Origin of the sequence: Neisseria bergeri (assembly GCA_003044455.1) — a bacterium.
GTDB classification, from domain to species: domain Bacteria; phylum Pseudomonadota; class Gammaproteobacteria; order Burkholderiales; family Neisseriaceae; genus Neisseria; species Neisseria bergeri.
Window position 1 is genome coordinate 15254 of sequence record POWY01000010.1, and the last position, 24848, is coordinate 40101.

Genomic DNA, 24848 nt, shown 5'->3' on the forward strand with positions numbered 1-24848 from the left:
TTTAAAATACAACATTTTTTAACATATCACAACATAAGGAAGAATTATGGCGTTCGGCAAATCCTTATTTCATGCGATCGGCCGCGTCAGCCTGGTCAGGCAGATTGCCGCCGGTTTGGCGTTGGGCATCGTAATCGGTTCGGTTTCCCCGCAACTGGGCTTGGCGGCAGGCTTGTTCGGCAGCCTGTTTGTCGGCGCGCTCAAAGCGGTCGCGCCGGTTTTGGTATTTATTTTGGTGGCGGCCACAATCGCGCAGCACCAAAAAGGCAACAAGGCGCATATCAGGCCGATTATCATCCTTTACCTCATCGGTACGTTTTCCGCAGCCCTGACCGCCGTCATCGCCGGTATGGTTTTCCCGACGCACATTGTTTTGGCGGGCGCGGGCGATGTGTCCGCCGCGCCGCCTTCCGGCATTGTGGAAGTATTGAAATCGCTGCTGATGAACCTGGTCGCCAACCCGATTAACGCGATTGCCAATGCCAACTATATCGGCATTTTGGCTTGGGCTTTGGTTTTGGGCGCGGCGTTGCGGAATCACGGTTCGGACGTTACGCGGCAGGTCGTTGCCGATTTGGCGGAAGCGGTTTCCACCGTCGTGAAATGGATTATCCGTTTTGCCCCTTTGGGCATTTTCGGGCTGGTGTCGTCCACAATCGCGGAGACGGGTTTCGGCGCGCTGGCGGGGTACGCGAAGCTGCTTGCAGTGCTGTTGGGCTGTATGGCGTTTATCGCGCTGGCGGTCAATCCCGCCATCGTGTGGTGGAAAATCCGCCGCAACCCTTATCCGCTGGTGTTCACCTGCCTGCGCGAAAGCGGCGTGTATGCCTTCTTTACCCGTTCTTCCGCCGCCAATATCCCCGTGAATATGGCTTTGGCGAAAAAACTGGGGCTGCACGAAGACACTTATTCGATTTCCATCCCGTTGGGGGCGACCGTCAATATGGGCGGCGCGGCGATTACGATTACCGTTTTGGCTATGGCGGCGGCGCACACCCAAGGCATACAGGTTGATTTTGCCACCGCGCTGCTGTTGAGCCTGGTGGCGACGGTCAGCGCGTGCGGCGCGTCCGGCGTGGCGGGCGGTTCGCTGCTGCTGATTCCGCTGGCGTGCAGCCTGTTCGGCATCAGCAACGATGTCGCCATGCAGGTGGTTGCAGTCGGCTTTATCATCGGCGTGATTCAGGATTCGGCAGAAACGGCGTTGAATTCTTCAACCGACGTTTTGTTTACCGCTGCCGCCGATTTGGGCCGACAGAGAAACCGGGCGGAATAAACCAAGCTATGCCGTCTGAAGCCCGTTTGGCGTTCAGACGGCATATTTTTACAATTTTATGGGCATATGGCGGAAACAATACCGGCTGCCTTGAATATGAAGGAGATGATGATGTTTAAACGCAGTGTGATTGCAATGGCTTGTATTGTTGCCCTTTCAGCCTGTGGGGGCGGCGGTGGCGGATCGCCCGATGTTAAGTCGGCGGACACGCTGTCAAAACCTGCCGCCCCTGTTGTTGCCGAAGATGTCGAGGAAGAGGTGCTGCCGAAAGAAAAGAAAGATGAGGAGGCGGTGAGTGGTGCGCCGCAAGCCGATACACAGGACACACCCACCGGAAAAGGCGGTCAAGATATGGCGGCAGTTTCGGAAGAAAATACAGGCAATGGCGGTGCGGCAACAGCGGATAATCCCAAAAATGAAGACGAGGGGGCGCAAGATGATATGCCGCAAAATGCCGCCGATACAGACAGTTTGACACCGAATCACACCCCGGCTTCGAATATGCCTGCCGTAAATATGGAAAACCAAGCACCGGATACCGGGGAATCGGTGCAGCCGGCAAACCAACCGGATATGGCAAATGCGGCGGACGGAATGCAGGGGGACGATCCGTCGGCAGGGGAAAATGCCGGCAATACGGCTGCCCAAGGTGCAAATCAAGCCGGAAACAATCAAGCCGCCGGTTCTTCAGATTCCACCCCTGCGTCAAACCCTGCCACTACGAATAGCGGCGGTGATTTTGGAAGGACGAACGTGGCTAATGGCGTTTTGATTGACGGACCGTCGCAAAATATAACGTTGACCCACTGTAAAGGCGATTCTTGTAGTGGCGATAATTTATTGGATGAAGAAGCACCGTCAAAATCAGAATTTGAAAAATTAAGTGATGCAGACAAAATAAATAACTACAAGAAAGATGGGAAGAATAATAATAAATTTGTCGGTTTGGTTGCTGACAGGGTAAAAAAGGATGGAACTAACAAATATATCATCTTTTATACGGACAAACCCCCCACTCGTTCTGCACGGTCGAGACGGTCGAGGAGGTCGCTTCCTGCCGAGATGCCGCTAATCCCCGTCAATCAGGCGGATACGCTGATTGTCGATGGGGAGGCGGTCAGCCTGACGGGGCATTCCGGCAATATCTTCGCGCCCGAAGGAAATTACCGGTATCTGACTTACGGGGCGGAAAAATTACCCGGCGGATCGTATGCCCTCCGTGTGCAAGGCGAACCGGCAAAAGGCGAAATGCTTGCGGGCGCGGCCGTGTACAACGGCGAAGTGCTGCATTTCCATACGGAAAACGGCCGCTCGTACCCGACCAGGGGCAGGTTTGCCGCAAAAGTCGATTTCGGCAGCAAATCTGTGGACGGCATTATCGACAGTGGCGATGATTTGCATATGGGTACGCAAAAATTCAAAGCCGCCATCGATGGAAACGGCTTTAAGGGGACTTGGACGGAAAATGGCGGCGGGGATGTTTCCGGAAAGTTTTACGGCCCGGCCGGCGAGGAAGTGGCGGGAAAATACAGCTATCGCCCGACAGATGCGGAAAAGGGCGGATTCGGCGTGTTTGCCGGCAAAAAAGAGCAGGATTGATGCTGATGCCGTCTGAAGCAGTGGCGTTCAGACGGCATTGTGATGTTTGGGTCGGCAGATCCGGTTCAAATCCGCATCAGTTGATAAACCCGTCGTCTTTCATTTTCTTTTCGGAAAAATACTGGCCGCATACCAGCAGGGCGGCGAGGATGATGACAAACAGCCCCGCCATAGTCAGTGTGATCTTAAAGAACAATTCCGCTTCGAGAAAAGAAAACCAAAGTTGCACAATCAGCAGCAGCACCCAGCCGGCAAACAGTCCGAGACAGGCATAAACGCCGAGCTTAAACACGATCCCGCTCCAAAATGACGACGTAGGCTTCGCGTTTGAAAAACAGCAGCATACGGCGCAAATCTTTTTCCATCGTTACGACCCGCCAGCCTTCGGGGGTTTGTTTGTTGAGGAACGCGCTGAAATTGACGGGGTTGACCTTTGCCGCGCCGAAAAACAGGCTGGACAACAGGCTTTCCTGATAAATGACGACTTTGTATTCTTTCATCGTATTTCCTTTTCGGTTGAAACACCGCCCTTTGGGGCGGCAGGATCAGACTTTATTTGGGAGGGGCGTAACCCCTTCCAAATCAGGACGATACATAGGGCGGTGCTTTATGTGCCGTCCTGTGTGTTGAAACATAGGATTCCTTTAACTAAGGGATTGCCTTTTCAGACAATCCCTTAAATTGCAGCGATGCAATGCGGTGAAACTTATTGCTTATTACCCAACTGCGGCAATACCGAACCTTCGCCCAATGCCAACAAACCGCTTTGCGAGTAAATGCCCAGTTTGGCGCGGGTGTCGGTAATGTCGAGGTTGCGCATAGTCAGTTGTCCGATACGGTCGAGCGGTGTGAACGCTGCGTCTTCGACTTTTTCCATACTCAGGCGTTCGGGTTGGTAGGTCAGGTTGGGCGATTCGGTGTTCAGAATCGAGTAGTCGTTACCGCGCCGCAATTCGAGGGTAACTTCGCCGGTAATGGCTTTGGCAACCCAGCGTTGGGCGGTTTCGCGCAACATCAAGGCTTGGCTGTCAAACCAGCGGCCTTGGTAGAGCAAACGTCCGAGGCGCAGGCCGTTGATGCGGTATTGTTCGATGGTGTCTTCATTGTGGATTCCGGTAACCAAGCGTTCGTAGGCGATGTGGAACAATGCCATGCCCGGGGCTTCGTAGATGCCGCGCGATTTGGCTTCGATGATGCGGTTTTCGATTTGGTCGCTCATGCCCAAACCGTGACGGCCGCCGATGCGGTTGGCTTCGAGGAAGAGTTCGACGGGATCGGCGTATTCTTTGCCGTTCAATGCGACGGGCACGCCTTCTTCAAAGCGTACACTGACTTCTTCGGGTTTGACTTCGACGTTTTCGTCCCAAAAGGCAACGCCCATGATGGGTTTGACGATTTTGATGCCCGAGTTCAAAAATTCCAAGTCTTTGGCTTCGTGGGTGGCACCCAGCATATTGGAATCGGTGGAGTAGGCTTTCTCCACCGACATTTTGTAGTTGAAGCCGTTGGCAATCAGAAATTCGCTCATTTCGTGGCGACCGCCGAGTTCGTCGATAAATTGCTGGTCGAGCCAGGGTTTGTAGATTTTCAGCGCGGGATTGGTGAGCAAACCGTAGCGGTAGAAACGCTCGATGTCGTTGCCTTTGTAGGTGCTGCCGTCGCCCCAAATATTCACATCGTCTTCTTTCATGGCGGAAACAAGCATCGTGCCGGTTACGGCGCGGCCCAGAGGCGTGGTATTGAAATAGGCGATGCCGCCGGTGGAAACGTGGAACGCGCCGCATTGGATGGCGGCGATGCCTTCGTGTGCCAACTGCGCGCGGCAGTCAATCAGGCGGGCGTTTTCCGCACCGTATTCCATCGCTTTTTTGGGAATGGCGTTGTAGTCGTCTTCGTCGGGCTGACCAAGGTTGGCGGTGTAGGCGTAAGGCAGCGCGCCTTTGAGTTTCATCCACAACAGCGCGGCAGAGGTATCAAGGCCGCCGGAGAAGGCGATGCCGACTTTTTGACCGATGGGGAGGTTTTGTAAAATAGTATGGTTTTGGTTCATAGGGGAATCCTTCGGACTTGAAAAAAGGAGTTCATCGTGTTTCCTTTTCGGTTGAAACCCCGCCCTTTAGGGCGGTAGAATCAGACTTTATTTGGGAGGGGTGTAACCCTTTCCAAATTAGGACGATACATAGGGCGGTGCTTTATGTGTCGTCCTGTGTGTTGAAACATTATCTTATAAATATAACCCATTGTCAGCCGTCAAGGCCGTCTGAAAAGAAGCCTGACCCGTTTCGTTGAAAATCTTTTCAGACAACCTTTACACCATCCGCAACCCGCCCCCTCCCCTGCGGGGGAGGGTTGGGGAGAGGGTGCAGACAGCAGCCCTTAAGCAAACGCTGCCTGAAAAACGCAAGCTCGACCCTCTCTCTAACCCTCTCCCACGGGAGAGGGAACAAATCACAGCACCATCGACATTTTCAGACGGCATCGGTAAAGAAACCCATCTATGAACGCGTTCAACCTCATCATCATCGGCGACGAAATTCTGCACGGCAGCCGCCAAGACAAGCATTTCGCCTTTTTCAAATCCCTGCTCGAATCCAAAGGGCTGAAGCTCAATCAGGTGCAATACCTGCCCGACGAACCCGATTTGCTGGTCAAACAGCTGCGTCGCAGCTTTTCAGACGGCATACCGACGTTTGTTACCGGCGGCATCGGTGCCACGCCCGACGACCACACGCGCCAAGCCGCAGCGGCTGCTTTGGATTTGCCTGTCGTCCGCCACGCGCAAGCCGCCGGGTTTATCGAAGCCGTTACCCTGAAACGTGGCGAGCCGCTTGATTCGCCGGAACACGCCCAACGCCTGAAAATGGCAGATTTTCCCGAAGGCGCGGAATTGGTGCCTAATCCGTTTAATAATATCGCCGGATTTTCCATCCGCGAGCATTATTTCTTCCCCGGCTTTCCCGTGATGGCGCACCCGATGGCGGAATGGGTTTTGGAAACTTATTACGCCGGCCGCTTCAACCAAACCGAACACGGCAGCCGCAGCGTGTATGTGTTCGAGCAGCCCGAATCGCGCATTACGCCGCTTATGGAGCATATCGAGCAAACTTATCCCGGCGTGCGTTCGTACAGCCTGCCCAGCGTCGGTTGGACGCATTCAGACGGCACGCAGGTCAAACCGCACATTGAGTTCGGCATCAAAGCCGAAGGAGAAGCCGTCAACCTTTTGGACGCGGCGTGGGCGGAAGTGTTGCACAGCTTGGACGGATTGGGAGCAGAGCTGAAAAATCGGGTAAACTGAAAACCGTTTGCCCAAATCGGACGATATTTAAGGAAAACCATGCAATACCGAATCAGAAGAGAAAACGAAGCACCCGAAGCAAAAAATGCGGGGGAAACCTTATGGGAGCGCGACATCATGCGCGAAGTGCTGCTGTCCGCCTATCGGGACAGGCGCAGGGAGCGGATGTGGAAAAACATCTGGCGCGCCGTCAGCACCCTGATTCTGGTTGCCCTGATTGCAGGCATTTTCCAAAAAGACGAAGCCGCATTGCAGTTGGCGGGCAATACGCCGCATACGGCAGTCGTCAACCTGTACGGCGAAATCGGCAACGGCGTAGAAGACCAGGTCAAAAAACTCAAAGACGGTATGGAAGCCGCCTACAAAAATCCGCAGGCAAAAGCCATCGTCATCCGCGCCAACAGCCCCGGCGGTTCGCCCGTCGTCTCCAACACCGCTTTTGAAGAAATACGCCGTCTGAAGGCGCAACATCCCGGCATCCCCGTTTATCTCGTGGCGGAGGATATGTGCGCGTCCAGCTGCTACTACATCGCGGCGGCGGCGGACAAAATCTATGCCGACCCGTCCAGCATCGTCGGCAGCATCGGCGTTATCGGCAGCAGTTTCGACGCGACCGGCCTGATGGAAAAAATCGGCGTAAAACGCAGGGTTAAAATTGCGGGCAGCAACAAAGGTATGGGCGATCCGTTTTCGCCCGAAACGCCCGAACAGTCGAAAATCTGGGAAGAAATGCTGACCGGCATACACGGCGAGTTCATCAAAGCCGTCAAAACCGGACGCGGCGGCCGCCTCAAATTCCGACAATATCCCGACGTGTTCAGCGGTCGCGTGTACACAGGCGCGGACGCGCAGAAAGTCGGGCTGGTGGACGGACTCGGCAATATTTACAGCGTGGCGCGAGACGTGGTCAAAGCCCCCGATGTGGTGGATTACACCCCGAAGGACGATTTCGGCAGAATCTTGGGCAGACGCTTCGGCGCAGAACTCAAAGCCGGCGTGCGCGAAGCCCTGCAATCCCTCCAATAACGCTTTCCGCCGGATATAGTGGTTTAAATTCAAACCACTATACCGATGCCGTCTGAAAGGTTTTCAGACGGCATTTTTTTGCATGGTAGGGTGATATTTGTGAAACGGTAATATGAAAACAGAACGCTTGTCGCGCGGTTTGTACCGTGCCAGTCTGTACGAAGGCAGTAATAAAGATAGAAACGTTTTGTTTTTATAGGATTGGCGCGAAACAGACGGTCCGGTGTTCTTGAAATCAAATAAGAATCGTTATCATAACATGATTGTATTTATTGGGTTTTTTTGGGCGTTTTGCCGATATTTACCTTTTAATGGTTTTTGAAATTCGCTAAAATACGAAATTATTGTAGAAATTTTGTTAACGGATTTGGGTGTAACCATGTTGTCCGCTTACTTTCCCGTCTTTGTCTTTATCCTCGTCGGCCTCGCGGCCGGCGTGCTGTTTATCCTGCTCGGCACGATTTTAGGCCCGAAACGCCACTACGCCGAAAAAGACGCGCCTTACGAATGCGGTTTTGAAGCCTTTGAAAACGCAAGGATGAAGTTCGACGTGCGCTATTACCTCGTCGCCATCCTCTTTATCCTCTTCGATTTGGAGGTTGCGTTTATGCTGCCGTGGGCGGTCGTGTTCAAAGATTTGGGCGCATACGGCTTCTGGTCTATGCTGGTGTTTATCGTCGTTCTGACGGTAGGCTTTGTTTACGAATGGAAAAAAGGTGCGCTGGAATGGGAATAGAAGGCGTTTTGAAAAAAGGTTTCATCACCACCAGCGCGGATACGGTGTTGAACTATATGCGTACCGGTTCGTTGTGGCCGGTTACTTTCGGCTTGGCCTGCTGCGCCGTGGAAATGATGCACGCGGGTATGGCGCGTTACGACCTTGACCGTTTCGGCATTATTTTCCGTCCGTCCCCCCGTCAGGCCGACCTGATGATTGTGGCGGGTACGCTCACCAATAAAATGGCGCCCGCCCTGCGTCGCGTGTACGACCAGCTCGCCGAGCCGCGCTGGGTATTGTCCATGGGTTCGTGTGCCAACGGCGGCGGCTATTATCATTATTCTTATTCCGTCGTGCGCGGTGCCGACCGCGTCGTGCCGGTGGACGTTTATGTGCCGGGTTGCCCGCCGACTGCGGAAGCCCTGATTTACGGCCTGATTCAGCTCCAACAAAAAATCAAGCGCACTTCCACCATCGCGCGTGACGAGTAAGGAGAGGACGATATGGCAAGCATTCAAAACTTATACGAAACCGTCAGCCGCGTTCTCGGCAATCAGGCAAGCAAAGTCATTTCCGCTTTGGGCGAGATTACCGTCGAGTGTCTGCCCGAGCACTATATTTCAGTCATGACCGCACTGCGCGACCATGAAGAGCTGCATTTCGAGCTCTTGGTTGACTTGTGCGGTGTCGATTACAGCACTTACAAAAACGAAGTATGGCAGGGCAAACGCTTTGCCGTCGTCAGTCAGCTGCTTTCCGTTAAAAACAATCAACGCATCCGTGTACGCGTCTGGGTTTCAGACGACGATTTCCCCGTAGTCGAATCCGTAGTCGATATTTACAACAGCGCGGATTGGTACGAGCGCGAAGCCTTCGATATGTACGGCATCATGTTCAACAACCACCCGGACTTGCGCCGCATCCTGACCGATTACGGTTTTGTCGGACATCCGTTCCGCAAAGACTTCCCGATTTCCGGCTATGTGGAAATGCGTTACGACGAAGAGCAAAAACGCGTGATTTACCAACCCGTTACCATCGAGCCGCGCGAGATCACGCCGCGTATCGTCCGTGAGGAGAACTACGGTGGCCAATAAATTAAGAAACTACACCATCAACTTCGGCCCGCAACACCCTGCGGCGCACGGCGTATTGCGTATGATTTTGGAGTTGGACGGCGAACAAATCGTCCGTGCCGACCCGCATATCGGCCTCCTGCACCGAGGTACTGAAAAACTGGCGGAAACCAAAACCTACCTGCAAGCCCTGCCTTATATGGACCGCTTGGACTACGTTTCCATGATGGTCAACGAGCAGGCGTATTGCTTGGCGGTAGAAAAACTCGCCGGAATTGATGTGCCTATCCGCGCCCAATATATCCGCGTGATGTTCGCCGAAGTAACGCGCATCCTCAATCATTTGATGGGCATCGGTTCGCACGCATTCGACATTGGTGCGATGACCGCCATCCTTTATGCCTTCCGCGACCGCGAAGAGCTGATGGACTTGTACGAAGCCGTGTCCGGCGCACGTATGCACGCAGCCTACTTCCGTCCCGGCGGCGTTTACCGCGACCTGCCCGACTTCATGCCCAAATACGAGAGCAGCAAATTCCGCAACGCCAAAGTATTGAAGCAGCTCAATGAATCCCGCGAAGGCACGATGCTCGACTTTATCGATGCCTTCTGCGAACGTTTCCCGAAAAACATCGACACACTCGAAACCCTCCTGACCGACAACCGCATCTGGAAACAGCGTACCGTCGGCATCGGCGTCGTCTTCCCCGAACGCGCCATGCAAAAAGGCTTTACCGGCGTGATGTTGCGCGGTTCGGGCGTGGAATGGGACGTGCGTAAGAAACAGCCGTATGAAGTGTACGACAAAATGGATTTCGATATTCCCGTCGGCGTGAACGGCGACTGCTACGACCGTTACCTCTGCCGTATGGAAGAAATGCGTCAATCCGTACGCATCATCAAACAATGTTCCGAGTGGTTGCGTGTTAATCCGGGTCCGGTCATTACCGTAAACCACAAATTCGCTCCGCCCAAACGTACTGAAATGAAAACAGGTATGGAAGACCTGATTCACCATTTCAAACTCTTTACCGAAGGTATGCACGTTCCCGAGGGCGAGACCTACACCGCTGTCGAACACCCGAAAGGCGAGTTCGGCGTTTATATCATTTCAGACGGCGCAAACAAACCCTACCGCCTGAAAATCCGCGCACCCGGCTTCGCCCACCTGCAAGGCATGGACGAAATGGCAAAAGGCCACATGCTCGCCGACGTCGTTGCCATCATCGGTACGCAGGACATCGTATTCGGGGAGGTTGACCGATAATGTTATCCGCAGAATCCTTAAAACAAATTGACATCGAGTTGGCGAAATATCCCGCCGACCAACGCCGTTCCGCCATCATGGGCGCGTTGCGTATCGCCCAAACCGAAAAAGGCTGGCTCGCCCCCGAAACCATCGCCTTTGTTGCCGACTACATCGGCATCTCGCCTGCACAAGCCTACGAAGTCGCTACCTTCTACAATATGTACGATCTTGAGCCTGTCGGCAAATACAAACTGACCGTTTGTACCAACCTGCCCTGCGCCCTGCGCGGCGGTATGGCTACCGGCGAATACCTCAAACAAAAACTCGGTATCGGCTACGGCGAAACCACGCCCGACGGCAAATTTACCCTTGTCGAAGGCGAATGCATGGGCGCATGTGGCGATGCCCCCGTTATGCTGGTCAACAACCACAGCATGTGCAGCTTTATGACCGAAGAGGCGATTGAGAAGAAATTAGCAGAATTAGAATAGATTATCCGGATGCAGCCGGGTTTGTAATCAAATTTAAACGGTTATTCCAAAATTCTAAATTGTGATTTTAAAAAGTAACAATAAAAAAGGAGTGGTTGATGAGGGGGGTAATTGTTAAATGGGATGACGAAAAAGGTTATGGTTTTATACGGATAGATGGCGGTAACAAAGAAATTTTCTGCCATATTTCCGACTTTTCCCCAAGAAACCCACGTCCTGAAATTAACGAGGTGGTTGGTTTTGAAGTGGTTTCAGACGGCAAGGGAAGATTTTCTGCAAAACAGATACGCTATCTGAATCGGGAGCGCGCAGTTTCTCCCGTGTACCGCAAGAAACATCGAAAAGACGAGGAATCTCCCACTTCGATTGTTCGGGTTGTGCTGTCTTTGTTGGTCGGTTTGCTGCTTGTTTCGGCAATCGGCTATAAGGCGTATCAATATGCGTCAGAGAAGCTGACTCCGAAACAGGAAAATACGCCGGTTAAAACACAAGTATTGCCCGAAATAAAACGGCAGCAGCCCGACAGCAGCCCATACCGTTGCGACGGCAGGCAATATTGCCCACAAATGACTTCGTGCGAAGAAGCCAAATGGTTTGTAAGGAACTGTTCCGATACCAAGATGGACGGCGATGGCGACGGCATTCCGTGTGAAAATATGTGCAGCGGATGGTAATTTTGATTGATGACGGGAAGAACAAACACAGGTTTGGTTCAGATTAAACGAAGACAGGAAAATGCCGTCTGAAAACAGACGAACCGTTTCAGACGGCATCAGGAACATTGAGACGGCAGGCAGCCGCAACCGATACGAAAACAAACAGGCACACCAAAAATGGCTATTTACCAATCAGGCGTGATTTTTGACCAAGTGGATACCGCCAATCCCGATTGCTGGACATTGGACGAATACGTCAAACGCGGCGGCTATACCGCCCTGCGTAAAATCTTGTCCGAAAACATCTCGCAAACCGACGTGATTGACGAAGTCAAAACCTCCGGCTTGCGCGGGCGCGGCGGTGCGGGCTTCCCGACCGGTTTGAAATGGAGCTTTATGCCCCGTTCCTTCCCGGGCGAAAAATACGTCGTCTGCAATACCGACGAAGGCGAGCCGGGTACATTTAAAGACCGCGACATTATTATGTTCAATCCCCATGCACTGATTGAAGGCATGATTATTGCCGGTTACGCGATGGGCGCGAAAGCCGGCTACAACTATATCCACGGCGAAATTTTCGAAGGCTACCAACGCTTTGAAGCTGCTTTGGAGCAGGCGCGTGCCGCAGGCTTTTTGGGTAAAAATATTTTGGGTTCGGATTTTGAATTTGAACTCTTCGCCCACCACGGTTACGGCGCATATATTTGCGGCGAAGAAACCGCATTGCTTGAATCGTTGGAAGGCAAAAAAGGCCAGCCGCGCTTCAAACCGCCATTCCCTGCTTCGTTCGGCCTGTACGGCAAACCGACCACCATTAATAATACTGAAACCTTTTCCTCCGTCCCATTCATTGTCCGTGATGGCGGACAGGCATTTGCCGATAAAGGTATTCCGAATGCAGGCGGTACCAAATTGTTCTGTATTTCCGGCCATGTCGAGCGTCCGGGCAACTATGAAGTGCCATTGGGTACGCCGTTTGCCGAAATCCTGAAAATGGCGGGCGGTATGCGCGGCGGCAAAAAACTCAAAGCCGTTATTCCCGGCGGTTCGTCCGCGCCCGTATTGCCTGCCGACATCATGATGCAGACCAATATGGACTACGACTCGATTTCCAAAGCCGGCTCCATGCTCGGTTCCGGCGCGATTATCGTGATGGACGAAGATGTGTGCATGGTCAAAGCCCTTGAACGGTTAAGCTACTTCTACTACGACGAATCCTGCGGCCAATGCACCCCCTGCCGCGAAGGCACTGGCTGGCTCTACCGCATCGTCCACCGCATTGTAGAAGGCAAAGGCCGCATGGAAGACTTGGATTTGCTGGATTCCGTCGGCAACCAAATGGCAGGCCGCACCATCTGCGCCCTCGCCGACGCCGCCGTCTTCCCCGTCCGCAGCTTTACCAAGCATTTCCGTGATGAATTTGTGCATTACATTGAGCACGGCGGGCCGATGAAGCCGAATAAGTGGTGCTGAGTTTTCAGACGGCATCCAAAAGAATGATTTATCAAATACCCGTAACTAGGAACGAACCATGTTACAAATCGAAATCGACGGCAAACAGGTATCTGTGGAGCAGGGCGCGACGGTGATTGAAGCCGCGCACAAGCTCGGTACTTATATCCCGCATTTCTGTTACCACAAAAAACTTTCCATCGCCGCCAACTGCCGTATGTGTCTGGTGGACGTGGAAAAAGCCCCCAAACCTCTGCCCGCCTGTGCCACGCCGGTTACAGACGGCATGATTGTGCGTACGCATTCGGCAAAAGCCCGAGAGGCGCAAGAAGGTGTGATGGAGTTTCTGCTCATCAACCATCCGCTTGATTGTCCGACCTGCGACCAAGGCGGTGAATGCCAGTTGCAGGATTTGGCGATGGGCTACGGCAAAACCACCAGCCGCTACACCGAAGAAAAACGTTCCGTCGTCGGCAAAGACATGGGGTCTTTGGTTTCCGCCGAGGAAATGAGCCGTTGTATCCACTGTACCCGCTGCGTGCGTTTCACTGAAGAAATCGCCGGTTTGCAGGAAATCGCCATGGCCAACCGCGGCGAACATTCCGAGATCATGCCTTTTATCGGCAAAGCAGTGGAAACCGAATTGTCAGGCAACGTCATCGATTTGTGTCCTGTCGGCGCATTGACCAGCAAACCGTTCCGCTTTAACGCGCGTACTTGGGAATTGAACCGCCGCAAATCCGTTTCCGCCCATGACGCTTTGGGCAGCAACCTGATTGTGCAAACCAAAGACCATACCGTCCGCCGCGTGTTGCCGTTGGAAAACGAAGCCATCAACGAATGCTGGCTGTCCGACCGCGACCGTTTTGCCTACGAAGGCCTATATCACGAAAGCCGTCTGAAAAACCCGAAAATCAAACAGGGCGGCGAGTGGATGGACGTGGATTGGAAAACCGCGTTGGAATATGTCCGCAGCGCGATTGAATGTATCGCCAAAGACGGCAACCAAAACCAAGTCGGCGTTTGGGCCAATCCGATGAATACGGTCGAAGAGCTGTATTTGGCGAAGAAATTTGCCGACGGTTTGGGTGTTAAAAACTTTGCAACCCGCCTGCGCCAACAAGACAAACGTCTTTCAGACGGCATTAAAGGTGCGCAATGGTTGGGACAAAGCATTGAATCGCTGGCGGACAACGATGCCGTATTGGTAGTCGGCGCGAACTTGCGCAAAGAACAGCCGCTCCTGACCGCCCGCCTGCGCCGCGCCGCCAAAGACCGTATGGCATTGAGTGTATTGGCCGGCAGTAAAGAAGAATTGTTTATGCCGCTTCTGTCTCAAGAAGCCGCACATCCCGACGAGTGGGCAGGCCGTCTGAAAAACCTGTCTGCCAATGCGGAACACGCCGTTACCGCCAGCCTGAAAAACGCTGAAAAAGCAGCGGTGATTTTGGGCGCGGAAGTGCAAAACCATCCTGATTACGCCGCCATTTATACCGCCGCTCAAGAGCTGGCAGACGCGACCGGCGCAGTGCTGGGTATTTTGCCGCAAGCCGCCAACAGCGTCGGTGCGGATGTTTTGGGCGTGAACTCGGGCGAGAGCGTTGCCGAAATGGCAAATGCGCCAAAACAGGCAGTTTTGTTGCTTAATGTCGAGCCTGAAATTGATACGGTTGACGGTGCAAAAGCCGTGGCCGCGTTGAAACAGGCGAAAAGCGTGATGGCGTTTACCCCGTTTGTCAGCGAAACGCTGCTGGACGTGTGCGACGTATTGTTGCCGATTGCGCCGTTTACTGAAACATCAGGCAGCTTCATCAATATGGAAGGCCGTCTGCAATCTTTCCACGGCGTGGTACAAGGCTTCGGCGATTCGCGTCCGCTGTGGAAAGTGTTGCGCGTATTGGGCAACCTGTTTGACCTGAAAGGTTTTGAATACCACGATACCGCTGCGATTCTGAAAGATGCGCTGGATGCAGAAAGCCTGCCGTCCAAACTGGATAACCGCAGCACATGGACAGGGGAGGGCGTTCAGACGGCCTCAGACCGCCTCGTCCGTGTCGGTGGCGTTGGTATTTATCACACTGATCCTATCGTGCGCCGTTCCGCACCGTTGCAAGAAACCAGCCATGCCGCCGTGCCTGCCGCGCGTGTGAATCCGAACACATTGGCGCGCTTGGGCCTGCAAGACGGACAATCCGCTGTCGCCAAACAAAACGGCGCAAGCGTATCGGTTGTCGTCAAAGCCGATGCCGGTTTGCCTGAAAACGTGGTGCATCTGCCGCTGCATACCGAAAATGCCGCGCTGGGTGCGTTGATGGACACTATTGAACTGGCGGGAGCTTGATCATGCAAGAATGGTTCCAAAACCTCTTTGCCGCAACGCTCGGTCTGGGCGATTTGGGCATCACCGTAGGCTTGGTGGTATCCGTCATCGTCAAAATCGTGATTATCCTGATTCCGCTGATTCTGACCGTTGCCTACCTGACGTATTTTGAACGTAAAGTCATTGGCTTTATGCAGCTTCGCGTCGGCCCGAACGTAACCGGTCCGTGGGGTCTGATTCAGCCGTTTGCCGACGTGTTCAAACTCTTGTTTAAAGAGGTAACCCGTCCGAAGCTGTCAAACAAGGCCCTGTTCTATATCGGCCCGATTATGTCGCTTGCCCCGTCTTTCGCGGCATGGGCAGTGATTCCGTTCAACGAAGAATGGGTGCTGACCAACATCAATATCGGCCTTTTGTACATCCTGATGATTACCTCGCTGTCGGTTTACGGCGTGATCATCGCGGGCTGGGCTTCCAACTCCAAATATTCGTTTTTGGGCGCAATGCGTGCTTCCGCACAAAGCATTTCCTACGAGATTGCCATGAGTGCCGCGCTGGTGTGCGTCGTGATGGTATCGGGCAGCATGAACTTCTCCGACATCGTTGCCGCACAAGCTAAAGGTATTGCCGGCGGTTCGGTATTCTCTTGGAACTGGCTGCCGCTCTTCCCCATCTTCATCGTCTATCTGATTTCCGCCGTTGCCGAAACCAACCGCGCGCCGTTTGACGTGGCAGAGGGTGAGTCTGAAATCGTTGCCGGCCACCACGTCGAATACTCCGGCTTCGCGTTCGCGCTGTTCTTCCTTGCCGAATACATTTTCATGATTCTGATTGCCGCGCTGACATCGCTGATGTTCCTCGGCGGCTGGCTGTCCCCCTTCCCGCAAAGCTGGGGCTTTATCGGCACGCCTTCCGCATTCTGGATGTTCGTGAAAATGGCGGCTGTGCTGTACTGGTATCTGTGGATACGCGCCACCTTCCCGCGCTACCGCTACGACCAAATCATGCGCTTGGGCTGGAAAGTGCTGATTCCCATCGGCTTCGCCTATATTGTGATTTTGGGTCTGTGGATGATTTCGCCGCTGAATTTGTGGAAATAGGTCGTCTGAAAACCTTGATTCAGATGCGGCTTGTGAAAGGATGAAGCAAATGAAGAGATATGCAGCAATATTGTCTTCCGTCATTTTGGCATCATGTGCGCTTGTCGGCGGTATCCAATACGGCGGTCAAAGTACCGCGTTCGGCGGCGACAATGTTTTGCGCAATGATGTCGCGAAGGTCATCAAGCAATGGGAAAGTACCGCTTTCTTATGCCAAAACATCAAAGCCATCGATGCAAAAATCAGCGATGTCAAACGTGTGAAAGGGCGGATACAGTCCGAGGAAGTGTGGACGGTACAGGCTTGTGGTCAGGTGCGCCATTACAATGTGCATATGCGTGAAGATGAACGCGGCGAAACAAATTTCAACGTTTCATTTTTAAAATAACCGGTTTTCAGACGGCTTGAAGCCCTCAAAATATTCCCTGAGATAATGGGTTGAATAATATGGCTAACTTAGTAAAAACTTTCTTGCTTGGCGAATTGGTAAAAGGCTTGGGCGTAACGCTCAAAAACTTTTTTGCCCGCAAAGACACAATTTATTTCCCCGAAGAGAAAACGCCGCAATCCGTGCGTTTCAGGGGTCTGCACGCGCAACGCCGTTATCCGAACGGCGAAGAGCGCTGTATTGCGTGTAAATTGTGCGAGGCAGTTTGTCCGGCAATGGCGATTAACATCGAATCGGAAGAACGTGAAGACGGCACACGCCGCACCAAGCGTTACGACATCGACCTGACCAAGTGCATCTTCTGCGGTTTCTGCGAAGAAGCCTGCCCGACCGATGCGATTGTGGAAACCCATATTTTTGAATACCACGGCGAGAAAAAAGGCGACTTGCACATGACCAAGCCGATCCTATTGGCAATCGGCGACAAATACGAAGCCGAAATCGCCAAACGCAAAGCCGCTGACGCGCCGTATCGTTAATGCTTTTGGGCTTCTTGGAAGGTTTTAAATATGGAAGGACTGATTAATGCATTGAAATATTTAGCCGAACATGAGCCAATAGATAATTTTGAAGAAATTAGAATTAGAAATAGCCCGATTGAGTTGCCAAGTGGATTAAGTAATTTTGAACAAAATATTTTTTTAAAAGAAAATTTATCCCCAAAATTACAAAATGATGATAGCTTGAAGACTCATTATTGGATTATCCGTGAATGGGGTGGGATTAAAAGTTTTAAACAATCTGCTGAAAATAGCCAGCTTATTCGTCAATTTTTATCGGAACTTAATTCGGGAAAATTGAGTAGTGGTTTGTTGAAAATTTCATCATTATCTAAATTGGCTTCTTTTATAGATTGTGAGCGATTCGCCATTTATGATTCACGCGCTATTTTTTCGTTGAATTGGTTGTTGTTTAAATTTACAAATGCAGATTTGTTTTTTCAGCCACAAGGTAGAAATAGGGAACTAGAAATCCGAAATATGAACGTATTGTTTCATTTTTCTGATATCAAACCGAATTATCGGAAACCAGACGTTTCGTTTCATCAATATTGTGGGTTGTTACAAGATTTGGCGAAACAAGTTTATGGTAAACAAGCAAAACCGTATCACATAGAAATGTTGTTATTCAAAATTGCGACAACGTGGATTTGTGCGGATATGGATCAACTGATTAAGTTTGATTGTTTGCGTAACCAGGATTTTCAGACTGCTTGAAACCATATTTTTGATTAATAAAGAAAGCATAGACTATGACTTTCCAACTGATTTTATTTTATATTTTTGCAGTGATAATTCTTTATGGCGCGCTCAAAACCGTCACCGCTAAAAACCCTGTTCACGCAGCTTTGCATCTGGTGCTGACCTTCTGCGTGAGCGCGATGCTTTGGATGCTGATGCAGGCCGAGTTTTTGGGCGTGACGCTGGTGGTGGTTTACGTCGGCGCTGTGATGGTGTTGTTCCTGTTCGTCGTGATGATGTTGAACATCGACATTGAAGAAATGCGCGCCGGTTTCCGGCAGCACGCGCCTGTTGCCGGCGTGGTCGGCACATTGTTGGCGGTTGCCCTGATCCTGATTCTGGTCAACCCGAAAACCGACCTTGCCGCATTTGGTCTGATGAAAGACATTCCCGCCGATTACAACAATATCCGCGATTTGGGCAGCCGTATTTATACCGACTACCTGCTGCCGTTTGAATTGGCGGCGGTATTGCTGCTGTTGGGTATGGTGGCGGCGATTGCGCTGGTTCACCGTAAAACCGCCAATCCGAAACGCATGGATCCTGCCGACCAAGTTAAAGTACGCGCCGACCAAGGCCGTATGCGCCTGGTGAAAATGGAAGCGGTCAAACCGCAAGTCGAATCTGCCGAAGAAAGCGAAGTTTCAGACGGCCTCAAGCCGGAAGGGGAGGGCAAAGCATGATTACCTTGACGCATTATCTGGTATTGGGCGCGCTCCTGTTCGGTATCAGCGCGATGGGTATCTTTATGAACCGCAAAAACGTGCTGGTCTTGCTGATGTCCATCGAGCTGATGCTTTTGGCGGTGAACTTCAACTTTATCGCTTTCTCCCAATATTTGGGCGATACTGCCGGACAGATTTTCGTATTCTTCGTACTGACCGTTGCCGCTGCCGAATCCGCTATCGGTTTGGCGATTATGGTGCTGGTGTACCGCAACCGACAAACAATCAACGTTGCCGATTTGGACGAGTTGAAAGGGTAATTTTTAGGTGATATTTACAAGGAGAATATATGACAACATTTGATAGAAATAAGATCAAAGCAATCTTGAAACCAATCATTATCGAAGCTTATCAAGCTGAAGTATCCGATAAAGATTTGCGAGCCAATACATTGGACATTTTTTCTGCTTCATTAGAAAGTACATTGAAAGACATTTCCTTTGCAGAGTGGGTAGAGGGGGAAAAGAAACGTCAAATTCAAAAAACGTTGCAAAACCAAATAGGTGAGTTACACCAAAAGATTTTGGGGACTTTGGATGGCGTTGAGGATTTAGGTGTCGGAAGTATTGTAGATATTCGTTGCAAAGATAAGCAGCTGATTGCCGAAATTAAAAATAAGCACAATACTACTAAAGGCAATCACAAAATTGCAATTTATGATGATTTAGCCAGATTCCTACGTGATGATTCAAATATTCAGAATACTTATTATGTAGAAATTTTGCCTAAGAATGGTAAAACTTATAATAAACCATTTACTCCATCAGATAATAGAACTAAACAAAGACGCGATGAAAATCCGCAAATTAGACAAATAGATGGTAAGTCATTTTATACCTTGTTAACTGACAATCCTGATGCTTTACGCGAATTATATTTGTTGTTACCTGAGCTTGCCAGTGAGATTTTAGTTGAAGAATTTAATACAGAACGTGATGTGGTTAAATTCCTGAATGAGGGAGAGTTTGATTTTATTTATGGTAAAAAATCAGAGTAACCATAAATAAGGTTTGACGGTAATCGGAACTTAAATTACAGTGTGATTTTATAGTAACCATGAATAAGGTTTAGTTAAAGATGTACACTCCTGAACATTACACTATTGCTCAAGTTGCCGATATTTTAGGTGTCTCAAAAGAAACTTTACGTCGGTGGGATAAAAACGGCACGCTCATTCCTGAACGCCAAAGCGATAATAATTATCGTGTATATAGTAGGAAACAATTGGAACAATTTGAATCTGCACAGCTTTTGTTCAATAGTAATTGGCAGCAGGAAAGCGAAGTACATCCATTACGTCCCTACAAATTATTGGAATTGTTTGCAGGTGCAGGAGGGTTGGCGATTGGCATGGAACAAGCAGGATTCCAGTCAGTTTTTTTAAATGAATTAGATGCGGCTGCTTGTAGAACTCTGCGTAAAAACCGCCCAGACTGGAATGTAGTTGAAGGAGATATTGCGGAGCAAGATTTTAACGCGTATTACAATCAAATTGATATTTTATCAGGTGGTTTTCCTTGTCAGGCATTTTCATATGCAGGTAAACAATTAGGGTTTGAGGATACCCGTGGCACATTATTTTTTGAATTTGCACGTGCGGTAAAAGAAACTAATCCAAAAGTCTTTGTTGCTGAAAATGTACGTGGTTTATTGACGCACGATGATGGGAAAACACTAAAAACAATTATCCAAGTCGTTGATGAGTTGGGTTATTCCCTTGTGCCTCCACGTGTTTTAAAAGCAGTGTTTTATAAAGTTCCGCAAAAACGCGAACGTTTGTTTTTAATTGGTATTCGTAAAGATTTAGCGCAAAAAGTCCAGTTTCACTGGCCCTCGCCCTATCATCGAATTTTGACTTTGAGAGATGCTTTAAAAAAAGGTGAATTGTATGAAAGTGATGTACCTGCTTCTGAGGGTCAAAAGTATCCTATGCGTAAGGCAGAAATTATGGCAAAAGTACCTGCTGGCGGTTATTGGCGTGATTTGTCCGATGATCTGCAGCGAGAGTATATGCAAAAAAGTTATTTTTTAGGTGGTGGGAAAACAGGTATGGCAAGGCGGCTGTCATGGGACGAGCCAAGTTTGACCTTAACCTGTGCCCCAGCTCAAAAACAAACTGAACGCTGTCATCCGGAAGAAACGCGTCCTTTAACTATACGTGAATATGCACGGATTCAGACATTCCCTGATGACTGGGATTTTGAAGGTTCACAGACAGCAAAATATAAGCAAATTGGCAATGCGGTACCTGTAAATTTGGCATGTGCCGTTGGACGTTCGCTGGTTCGCTTGTTAAATGATATTGAAATATTAAAAGCATAAGTTTTAGGTGACCGAAATTTGCTAAAAAGCATCCTGTCTCTTAAAAAGAGACTAAAACCCTAAAAAGAAAAAAGGTTCAATCAAATGAACGACATGACTTTATATCTGACCATCGCCCTCGTGCCTTTGGCAGGCTCGCTGATTGCGGGTTTGTTCGGCAACAAAATCGGACGTGCCGGCGCGCATACCGTAACAATACTCGGTGTGGCGGTGTCCGCCTTGCTGTCGGCTTATGTGCTGTGGGGATTCCTCAATGGCAGCCGTGCCAAGTTTGATGAGAATGTCTATACCTGGCTGACGATGGGCGGTTTGGATTTTTCCGTCGGCTTCTTGGTCGATACGATGACGGCGATGATGATGGTCGTGGTAACGGGCGTGTCGTTGATGGTGCATATCTATACCATCGGCTATATGCACGATGAAAAAGTCGGCTACCAACGCTTCTTCAGCTACATTTCTTTGTTTACTTTCAGCATGTTGATGCTGATTATGAGCAACAACTTCATCCAGCTCTTCTTTGGCTGGGAGGCTGTGGGTTTGGTGTCGTATCTCTTGATCGGTTTCTATTTCAAACGTCCGAGCGCAACATTTGCCAACCTGAAAGCCTTTTTGATCAACCGTGTCGGCGACTTCGGCTTTTTGCTCGGTATCGGCTTGGTGCTTGCCTATTTCGGCGGCAGCCTGCGTTATCAGGACGTATTCGCCTATCTGCCCAACGTACAAAATGCCACCATCCAACTGTTCCCTGGTGTGGAATGGTCTTTGATTACCGTAACTTGTTTGCTCCTGTTTGTCGGTGCGATGGGTAAATCGGCGCAATTCCCGCTGCACGTTTGGCTGCCTGATTCGATGGAAGGCCCGACACCGATTTCTGCATTGATTCACGCCGCAACCATGGTTACCGCCGGTCTGTTCATGGTATCGCGTATGTCGCCGATTTATGAGATGAGTAGCACTGCGTTGTCTGTCATCATGGTAATCGGTGCGATTACTGCCCTGTTTATGGGTTTCTTGGGCGTGATTCAAAACGACATCAAGCGCGTGGTTGCGTATTCTACCCTGTCGCAACTGGGCTACATGACCGTGGCTCTGGGCGCGTCTGCCTATTCCGTGGCGATGTTCCACGTCATGACCCACGCTTTCTTTAAAGCCTTGTTGTTCTTGGCGGCGGGTAGCGCGATTATCGGTATGCACCATGACCAAGATATGCGCCACATGGGCAATCTGAAAAAATACATGCCGATTACTTGGCTGACCATGTTGATCGGTAACCTGTCGCTGATCGGTACGCCGTTCTTCTCCGGCTTCTATTCCAAAGATTCGATTATCGAAGCAGCGAAATACAGCACCCTGCCGGGCAGCGGCTTTGCCTATTTTGCCGTCCTTGCCAGCGTGTTTGTTACCGCGTTTTACGCATTCCGACAATACTTTATGGTATTCCACGGCGAAGAAAAATGGCGCAGCCTGCCCGAACACCATTCAGACGGCCATGGCGAAGAACATCACGGCTTGGGTAAAAACGACAATCCGCACGAAAGTTCGCTGGTCGTTACCCTGCCGCTGATTCTGCTTGCGATTCCGTCCGTCATCATCGGCTACATCGCCATCGAGCCTATGCTTTACGGCGATTTCTTCAAAGACGTGATTTTCGTCAACGCCGACGCGCATCCGACCATGCACATCATGAAAGAAGAGTTCCACGGCGCATTGGCAATGGTGTCGCACAGCCTGCATTCGCCCGTACTCTACCTCGCTATCGCAGGTGTCTTGAGCGCATGGCTTCTGTACGTCAAACTGCCGCACCTGCCAGCCAAAATTGCACAGGCGTTCCGTCCGGTTTACGTTTTGTTTGAAAACAAATACTACCTCGACGCCCTGTATTTCAACGTTTTCGCCAAAGGCACGCGCGCATTGGGCACTTTCTTCTGGAAAGTCGGCGATACCGCCATTATCGACAACGGCATCGTCAACGGCTCTGCCAAACTGGTCGGCGCGATTGCCGCGCAAGTGCGTAAAGCTCAAACCGGCTTTATCTACACCTACGCCGCCGCTATGGTGTTCGGCGTATTGGTCTTGCTCGGTATGACCTTCTGGGGATTGTTCCGATAAGGATGAGGTTTCAGACGGTCTGAAACCTTCAGTTGTAGGTCGGATATTTGTATCCGATATGAAAAAGAAAACAGTACAGCGTGTCGGATTCGAGAATCCTACCTACGGCTGGAAGACTCGGCAGAATTAGCTTGAGACAAAGAGCAGAAGCCTGAACAAACCTTTTTCAGACGACTTCTTAAAACATCGTCTGAAAAACCAACCCATATAACGATATTTTTATTTTAACCACAGGTTAACCATTATGTTTTCCAACTACCTACTCAGCTTGGCAATATGGATACCCATCGCCGCAGGTGTGCTGGTTTTGGCGACCGGTAAGGACAGCCGTGCGCCGCTGGCGCGTGTGCTTGCCTTTATGGGTGCGCTTGCTGGTTTCTTGGTAACGCTGCCCCTGTTTACCGGTTTCGACCGTTTGAGCGGCGGCTATCAGTTTACCGAGTTCCACGAGTGGATTCCGCTTCTGAAAATCAACTATCAATTGGGCGTGGACGGTATTTCAGTGCTCTTTATCATCTTGAATGCGTTTATTACGCTGTTGGTGGTATTGGCCGGTTGGGAAGTCATTCAGAAACGTCCGGCGCAGTATATGGCGGCATTCCTGATGATGTCGGGTTTGATTAACGGCGCGTTTGCCGCGCAGGATGCGATTCTGTTTTATGTGTTCTTTGAGGGTATGCTGATTCCGCTGTACCTGATTATCGGTGTATGGGGCGGCCCGCGTCGCGTCTATGCGTCGGTCAAGCTGTTCCTCTATACGCTGATGGGTTCGCTCTTGATGCTGGTTGCTATGGTTTACCTGTACTATCAAACAGGCAGCTTTTCTATTGTCGATTTCCAAAACATCAAACAGATTCCGTTGGGCGTACAACAGCTTTTATTTGCAGCGTTCTTCCTGTCATTTGCCGTAAAAGTGCCGATGTTCCCTGTGCACACTTGGTTGCCGGATGCCCACGTTGAAGCGCCGACCGGCGGTTCGATGGTGTTGGCGGCGATTACGCTGAAGCTGGGTGCGTATGGTTTCTTGCGCTTTATCTTGCCGATTATGCCGGATGCGGCACGCTATTTTGCCCCTGTGATCATCGTATTGAGCCTGATTGCCGTAATTTACATCGGTATGGTGGCTTTGGTGCAAACCGATATGAAGAAACTGGTGGCGTATTCGTCCATCAGCCATATGGGTTTTGTAACGCTTGGGATGTTTTTGTTTGTTGACGGGCAGTTGGACGACTGGGCGTTGAAAGGTGCAATCATTCAAATGATTTCCCACGGTTTCGTGTCGGCGGCGATGTTTATGTGCATCGGTGTGATGTACGACCGCCTGCATACCCGCAATATTGCCGATTATGGCGGCGTGGTCAATGTGATGCCTAAGTTTGCGGCGTTTATGATGTTGTTCGGTATGGCCAATGCCGGTTTGCCTGCAACTTCCGGCTTCGTGGGCGAGTTTATGGTGATTATGGGCGCGGTTAAAGTGAATTTCTGGGTAGGCGCGTTGGCGGCTATGACGCTGATTTACGGCGCGTCTTATACCCTGTGGATGTACAAGCGCGTGATTTACGGCGCGATCCACAATCCGCACGTTGCCGAAATGAAAGACATCAACTGTCGCGAGTTTGCGATTCTGGCGGTTTTGGCGGTTGCGGTATTGGGTATGGGCTTGTATCCGAACGCGTTTATCGAAGTGGTGCATCAGGCGGCAAACGATTTGATTGCCCATGTAGCGCAAAGCAAGATGTGAG

Annotated in this window: 26 protein-coding genes; 23 read left to right on the plus strand and 3 right to left on the minus strand. The window is 50.8% G+C overall.

All coding sequences use genetic code 11. The features are described 5' to 3' along the window. Positions 1-46: 46 nt before the first annotated feature. Both sstT and DBY86_RS09530 read left to right on the plus strand, forming a co-directional pair. Positions 47-1276 carry a serine/threonine transporter SstT gene (gene sstT, locus DBY86_RS09525; RefSeq protein WP_002221731.1) on the plus strand — a complete coding sequence of 410 codons (1230 nt, stop codon included), beginning with the start codon at positions 47-49 and terminating at the stop codon, positions 1274-1276. A gap of 111 nt (positions 1277-1387) precedes the next feature. Then, complete coding sequence (locus DBY86_RS09530; protein WP_107819798.1) at positions 1388-2875, plus strand: transferrin-binding protein-like solute binding protein; 1488 nt, start codon at positions 1388-1390, stop codon at positions 2873-2875. A 76-nt stretch (positions 2876-2951) separates the two neighbouring features. Here the strand turns inward: DBY86_RS09530 and DBY86_RS09535 are convergent, their stop codons facing one another. From DBY86_RS09535 to argG, 3 genes are all read right to left on the minus strand, one after another. Next, positions 2952-3167 (minus strand): hypothetical protein, encoded by a 216-nt coding sequence (locus DBY86_RS09535; RefSeq protein ID WP_002233267.1) that lies wholly within the window; start codon positions 3165-3167, stop codon positions 2952-2954. After that, positions 3160-3375, minus strand: coding sequence for a DUF4177 domain-containing protein (locus tag DBY86_RS09540; protein WP_002218233.1), 216 nt, complete (start codon positions 3373-3375; stop codon positions 3160-3162). Before DBY86_RS09540 ends, DBY86_RS09535 begins: the two co-directional genes overlap by 8 nt. 206 nt (positions 3376-3581) lie before the next feature. Beyond that, positions 3582-4925, minus strand: a complete 1344-nt coding sequence (gene argG / locus DBY86_RS09550; RefSeq protein WP_107819799.1) for an argininosuccinate synthase — start codon at positions 4923-4925, stop codon at positions 3582-3584. A 447-nt stretch (positions 4926-5372) separates the two neighbouring features. On the opposite strand from argG, the gene DBY86_RS09560 reads away from it, so the two are divergent. From DBY86_RS09560 to DBY86_RS09655, 21 genes are all read left to right on the plus strand, one after another. Then, complete coding sequence (locus DBY86_RS09560) at positions 5373-6173, plus strand: competence/damage-inducible protein A (RefSeq protein WP_107819801.1); 801 nt, start codon at positions 5373-5375, stop codon at positions 6171-6173. 39 nt (positions 6174-6212) lie between these two features. After that, positions 6213-7199, plus strand: coding sequence for a S49 family peptidase (locus DBY86_RS09565; protein ID WP_107819802.1), 987 nt, complete (start codon positions 6213-6215; stop codon positions 7197-7199). A 379-nt stretch (positions 7200-7578) separates the two neighbouring features. Beyond that, a complete protein-coding gene (locus tag DBY86_RS09570) occupies positions 7579-7935 on the plus strand; it encodes an NADH-quinone oxidoreductase subunit A (protein ID WP_002216332.1) in 357 nt (118 codons plus the stop codon). Then, positions 7926-8408 (plus strand): NuoB/complex I 20 kDa subunit family protein, encoded by a 483-nt coding sequence (locus DBY86_RS09575; protein WP_002215610.1) that lies wholly within the window; start codon positions 7926-7928, stop codon positions 8406-8408. The genes DBY86_RS09570 and DBY86_RS09575 overlap by 10 nt, the downstream gene beginning before the upstream one ends. 12 nt (positions 8409-8420) lie before the next feature. After that, entirely contained in the window at positions 8421-9014 is a 594-nt protein-coding gene (locus tag DBY86_RS09580; RefSeq protein ID WP_107819803.1) for an NADH-quinone oxidoreductase subunit C, read from the plus strand. After that, positions 9004-10260, plus strand: a complete 1257-nt coding sequence (gene nuoD, locus DBY86_RS09585; protein WP_107819804.1) for an NADH dehydrogenase (quinone) subunit D — start codon at positions 9004-9006, stop codon at positions 10258-10260. Before DBY86_RS09580 ends, nuoD begins: the two co-directional genes overlap by 11 nt. Beyond that, entirely contained in the window at positions 10260-10733 is a 474-nt protein-coding gene (nuoE, locus tag DBY86_RS09590; protein ID WP_004467713.1) for an NADH-quinone oxidoreductase subunit NuoE, read from the plus strand. Before nuoD ends, nuoE begins: the two co-directional genes overlap by 1 nt. Positions 10734-10831: 98 nt before the next feature. After that, on the plus strand, positions 10832-11407 hold the full coding sequence (locus tag DBY86_RS09595) for a cold shock domain-containing protein (protein WP_107819805.1): 576 nt from the start codon (positions 10832-10834) through the stop codon (positions 11405-11407). Between the two features lie 61 nt (positions 11408-11468). Further along, a complete protein-coding gene (locus DBY86_RS13995) occupies positions 11469-11591 on the plus strand; it encodes a hypothetical protein (protein WP_300905467.1) in 123 nt (40 codons plus the stop codon). Then, positions 11567-12862, plus strand: a complete 1296-nt coding sequence (gene nuoF, locus DBY86_RS09600) for an NADH-quinone oxidoreductase subunit NuoF (RefSeq protein ID WP_107819806.1) — start codon at positions 11567-11569, stop codon at positions 12860-12862. The genes DBY86_RS13995 and nuoF overlap by 25 nt, the downstream gene beginning before the upstream one ends. 58 nt (positions 12863-12920) lie before the next feature. Continuing rightward, positions 12921-15182, plus strand: coding sequence for an NADH-quinone oxidoreductase subunit NuoG (gene nuoG / locus DBY86_RS09605; protein WP_107819807.1), 2262 nt, complete (start codon positions 12921-12923; stop codon positions 15180-15182). A gap of 2 nt (positions 15183-15184) precedes the next feature. Beyond that, a complete protein-coding gene (gene nuoH, locus DBY86_RS09610; RefSeq protein WP_003681683.1) occupies positions 15185-16261 on the plus strand; it encodes an NADH-quinone oxidoreductase subunit NuoH in 1077 nt (358 codons plus the stop codon). 49 nt (positions 16262-16310) lie between these two features. Beyond that, positions 16311-16649, plus strand: a complete 339-nt coding sequence (locus DBY86_RS09615) for a hypothetical protein (protein ID WP_107819808.1) — start codon at positions 16311-16313, stop codon at positions 16647-16649. 59 nt (positions 16650-16708) lie between these two features. Next, positions 16709-17188, plus strand: coding sequence for an NADH-quinone oxidoreductase subunit NuoI (nuoI, locus tag DBY86_RS09620; RefSeq protein WP_002218650.1), 480 nt, complete (start codon positions 16709-16711; stop codon positions 17186-17188). Between the two features lie 30 nt (positions 17189-17218). After that, positions 17219-17926, plus strand: a complete 708-nt coding sequence (locus DBY86_RS09625; RefSeq protein ID WP_101115931.1) for a hypothetical protein — start codon at positions 17219-17221, stop codon at positions 17924-17926. 35 nt (positions 17927-17961) lie between these two features. Then, positions 17962-18633, plus strand: coding sequence for an NADH-quinone oxidoreductase subunit J (locus DBY86_RS09630; RefSeq protein WP_107819809.1), 672 nt, complete (start codon positions 17962-17964; stop codon positions 18631-18633). Continuing rightward, on the plus strand, positions 18630-18935 hold the full coding sequence (gene nuoK, locus DBY86_RS09635; protein WP_004519135.1) for an NADH-quinone oxidoreductase subunit NuoK: 306 nt from the start codon (positions 18630-18632) through the stop codon (positions 18933-18935). Before DBY86_RS09630 ends, nuoK begins: the two co-directional genes overlap by 4 nt. A gap of 29 nt (positions 18936-18964) precedes the next feature. Beyond that, positions 18965-19672, plus strand: coding sequence for an Eco47II family restriction endonuclease (locus DBY86_RS09640; RefSeq protein ID WP_107819810.1), 708 nt, complete (start codon positions 18965-18967; stop codon positions 19670-19672). Positions 19673-19752: 80 nt separating this feature from the next. Continuing rightward, on the plus strand, positions 19753-20997 hold the full coding sequence (gene dcm, locus DBY86_RS09645) for a DNA (cytosine-5-)-methyltransferase (protein WP_107819811.1): 1245 nt from the start codon (positions 19753-19755) through the stop codon (positions 20995-20997). An 84-nt stretch (positions 20998-21081) separates the two neighbouring features. Then, on the plus strand, positions 21082-23106 hold the full coding sequence (gene nuoL, locus DBY86_RS09650) for an NADH-quinone oxidoreductase subunit L (protein ID WP_107819812.1): 2025 nt from the start codon (positions 21082-21084) through the stop codon (positions 23104-23106). Between the two features lie 244 nt (positions 23107-23350). After that, complete coding sequence (locus tag DBY86_RS09655) at positions 23351-24847, plus strand: NADH-quinone oxidoreductase subunit M (RefSeq protein WP_107819813.1); 1497 nt, start codon at positions 23351-23353, stop codon at positions 24845-24847. The last annotated feature ends 1 nt before the right edge of the window (position 24848 follow it).

What these genes read in the sequence shown, in the direction of transcription:
- sstT (WP_002221731.1), top strand. Translation starts at nt 47, where the DNA reads ATGGCGTTCGGCAAATCCTTATTTCATGCGATCGGCCGCGTCAGCCTG.
- DBY86_RS09530 (WP_107819798.1), top strand. Translation starts at nt 1,388, where the DNA reads ATGTTTAAACGCAGTGTGATTGCAATGGCTTGTATTGTTGCCCTTTCA.
- DBY86_RS09540 (WP_002218233.1), bottom strand. Translation starts at nt 3,375, where the DNA reads ATGAAAGAATACAAAGTCGTCATTTATCAGGAAAGCCTGTTGTCCAGC.
- argG (WP_107819799.1), bottom strand. Translation starts at nt 4,925, where the DNA reads ATGAACCAAAACCATACTATTTTACAAAACCTCCCCATCGGTCAAAAA.
- DBY86_RS09560 (WP_107819801.1), top strand. Translation starts at nt 5,373, where the DNA reads ATGAACGCGTTCAACCTCATCATCATCGGCGACGAAATTCTGCACGGC.
- DBY86_RS09565 (WP_107819802.1), top strand. Translation starts at nt 6,213, where the DNA reads ATGCAATACCGAATCAGAAGAGAAAACGAAGCACCCGAAGCAAAAAAT.
- DBY86_RS09570 (WP_002216332.1), top strand. Translation starts at nt 7,579, where the DNA reads ATGTTGTCCGCTTACTTTCCCGTCTTTGTCTTTATCCTCGTCGGCCTC.
- DBY86_RS09575 (WP_002215610.1), top strand. Translation starts at nt 7,926, where the DNA reads ATGGGAATAGAAGGCGTTTTGAAAAAAGGTTTCATCACCACCAGCGCG.
- DBY86_RS09580 (WP_107819803.1), top strand. Translation starts at nt 8,421, where the DNA reads ATGGCAAGCATTCAAAACTTATACGAAACCGTCAGCCGCGTTCTCGGC.
- nuoE (WP_004467713.1), top strand. Translation starts at nt 10,260, where the DNA reads ATGTTATCCGCAGAATCCTTAAAACAAATTGACATCGAGTTGGCGAAA.
- DBY86_RS09595 (WP_107819805.1), top strand. Translation starts at nt 10,832, where the DNA reads ATGAGGGGGGTAATTGTTAAATGGGATGACGAAAAAGGTTATGGTTTT.
- DBY86_RS13995 (WP_300905467.1), top strand. Translation starts at nt 11,469, where the DNA reads ATGCCGTCTGAAAACAGACGAACCGTTTCAGACGGCATCAGGAACATT.
- nuoF (WP_107819806.1), top strand. Translation starts at nt 11,567, where the DNA reads ATGGCTATTTACCAATCAGGCGTGATTTTTGACCAAGTGGATACCGCC.
- nuoG (WP_107819807.1), top strand. Translation starts at nt 12,921, where the DNA reads ATGTTACAAATCGAAATCGACGGCAAACAGGTATCTGTGGAGCAGGGC.
- nuoH (WP_003681683.1), top strand. Translation starts at nt 15,185, where the DNA reads ATGCAAGAATGGTTCCAAAACCTCTTTGCCGCAACGCTCGGTCTGGGC.
- DBY86_RS09615 (WP_107819808.1), top strand. Translation starts at nt 16,311, where the DNA reads ATGAAGAGATATGCAGCAATATTGTCTTCCGTCATTTTGGCATCATGT.
- nuoI (WP_002218650.1), top strand. Translation starts at nt 16,709, where the DNA reads ATGGCTAACTTAGTAAAAACTTTCTTGCTTGGCGAATTGGTAAAAGGC.
- DBY86_RS09625 (WP_101115931.1), top strand. Translation starts at nt 17,219, where the DNA reads ATGGAAGGACTGATTAATGCATTGAAATATTTAGCCGAACATGAGCCA.
- DBY86_RS09630 (WP_107819809.1), top strand. Translation starts at nt 17,962, where the DNA reads ATGACTTTCCAACTGATTTTATTTTATATTTTTGCAGTGATAATTCTT.
- nuoK (WP_004519135.1), top strand. Translation starts at nt 18,630, where the DNA reads ATGATTACCTTGACGCATTATCTGGTATTGGGCGCGCTCCTGTTCGGT.
- DBY86_RS09640 (WP_107819810.1), top strand. Translation starts at nt 18,965, where the DNA reads ATGACAACATTTGATAGAAATAAGATCAAAGCAATCTTGAAACCAATC.
- dcm (WP_107819811.1), top strand. Translation starts at nt 19,753, where the DNA reads ATGTACACTCCTGAACATTACACTATTGCTCAAGTTGCCGATATTTTA.
- nuoL (WP_107819812.1), top strand. Translation starts at nt 21,082, where the DNA reads ATGAACGACATGACTTTATATCTGACCATCGCCCTCGTGCCTTTGGCA.
- DBY86_RS09655 (WP_107819813.1), top strand. Translation starts at nt 23,351, where the DNA reads ATGTTTTCCAACTACCTACTCAGCTTGGCAATATGGATACCCATCGCC.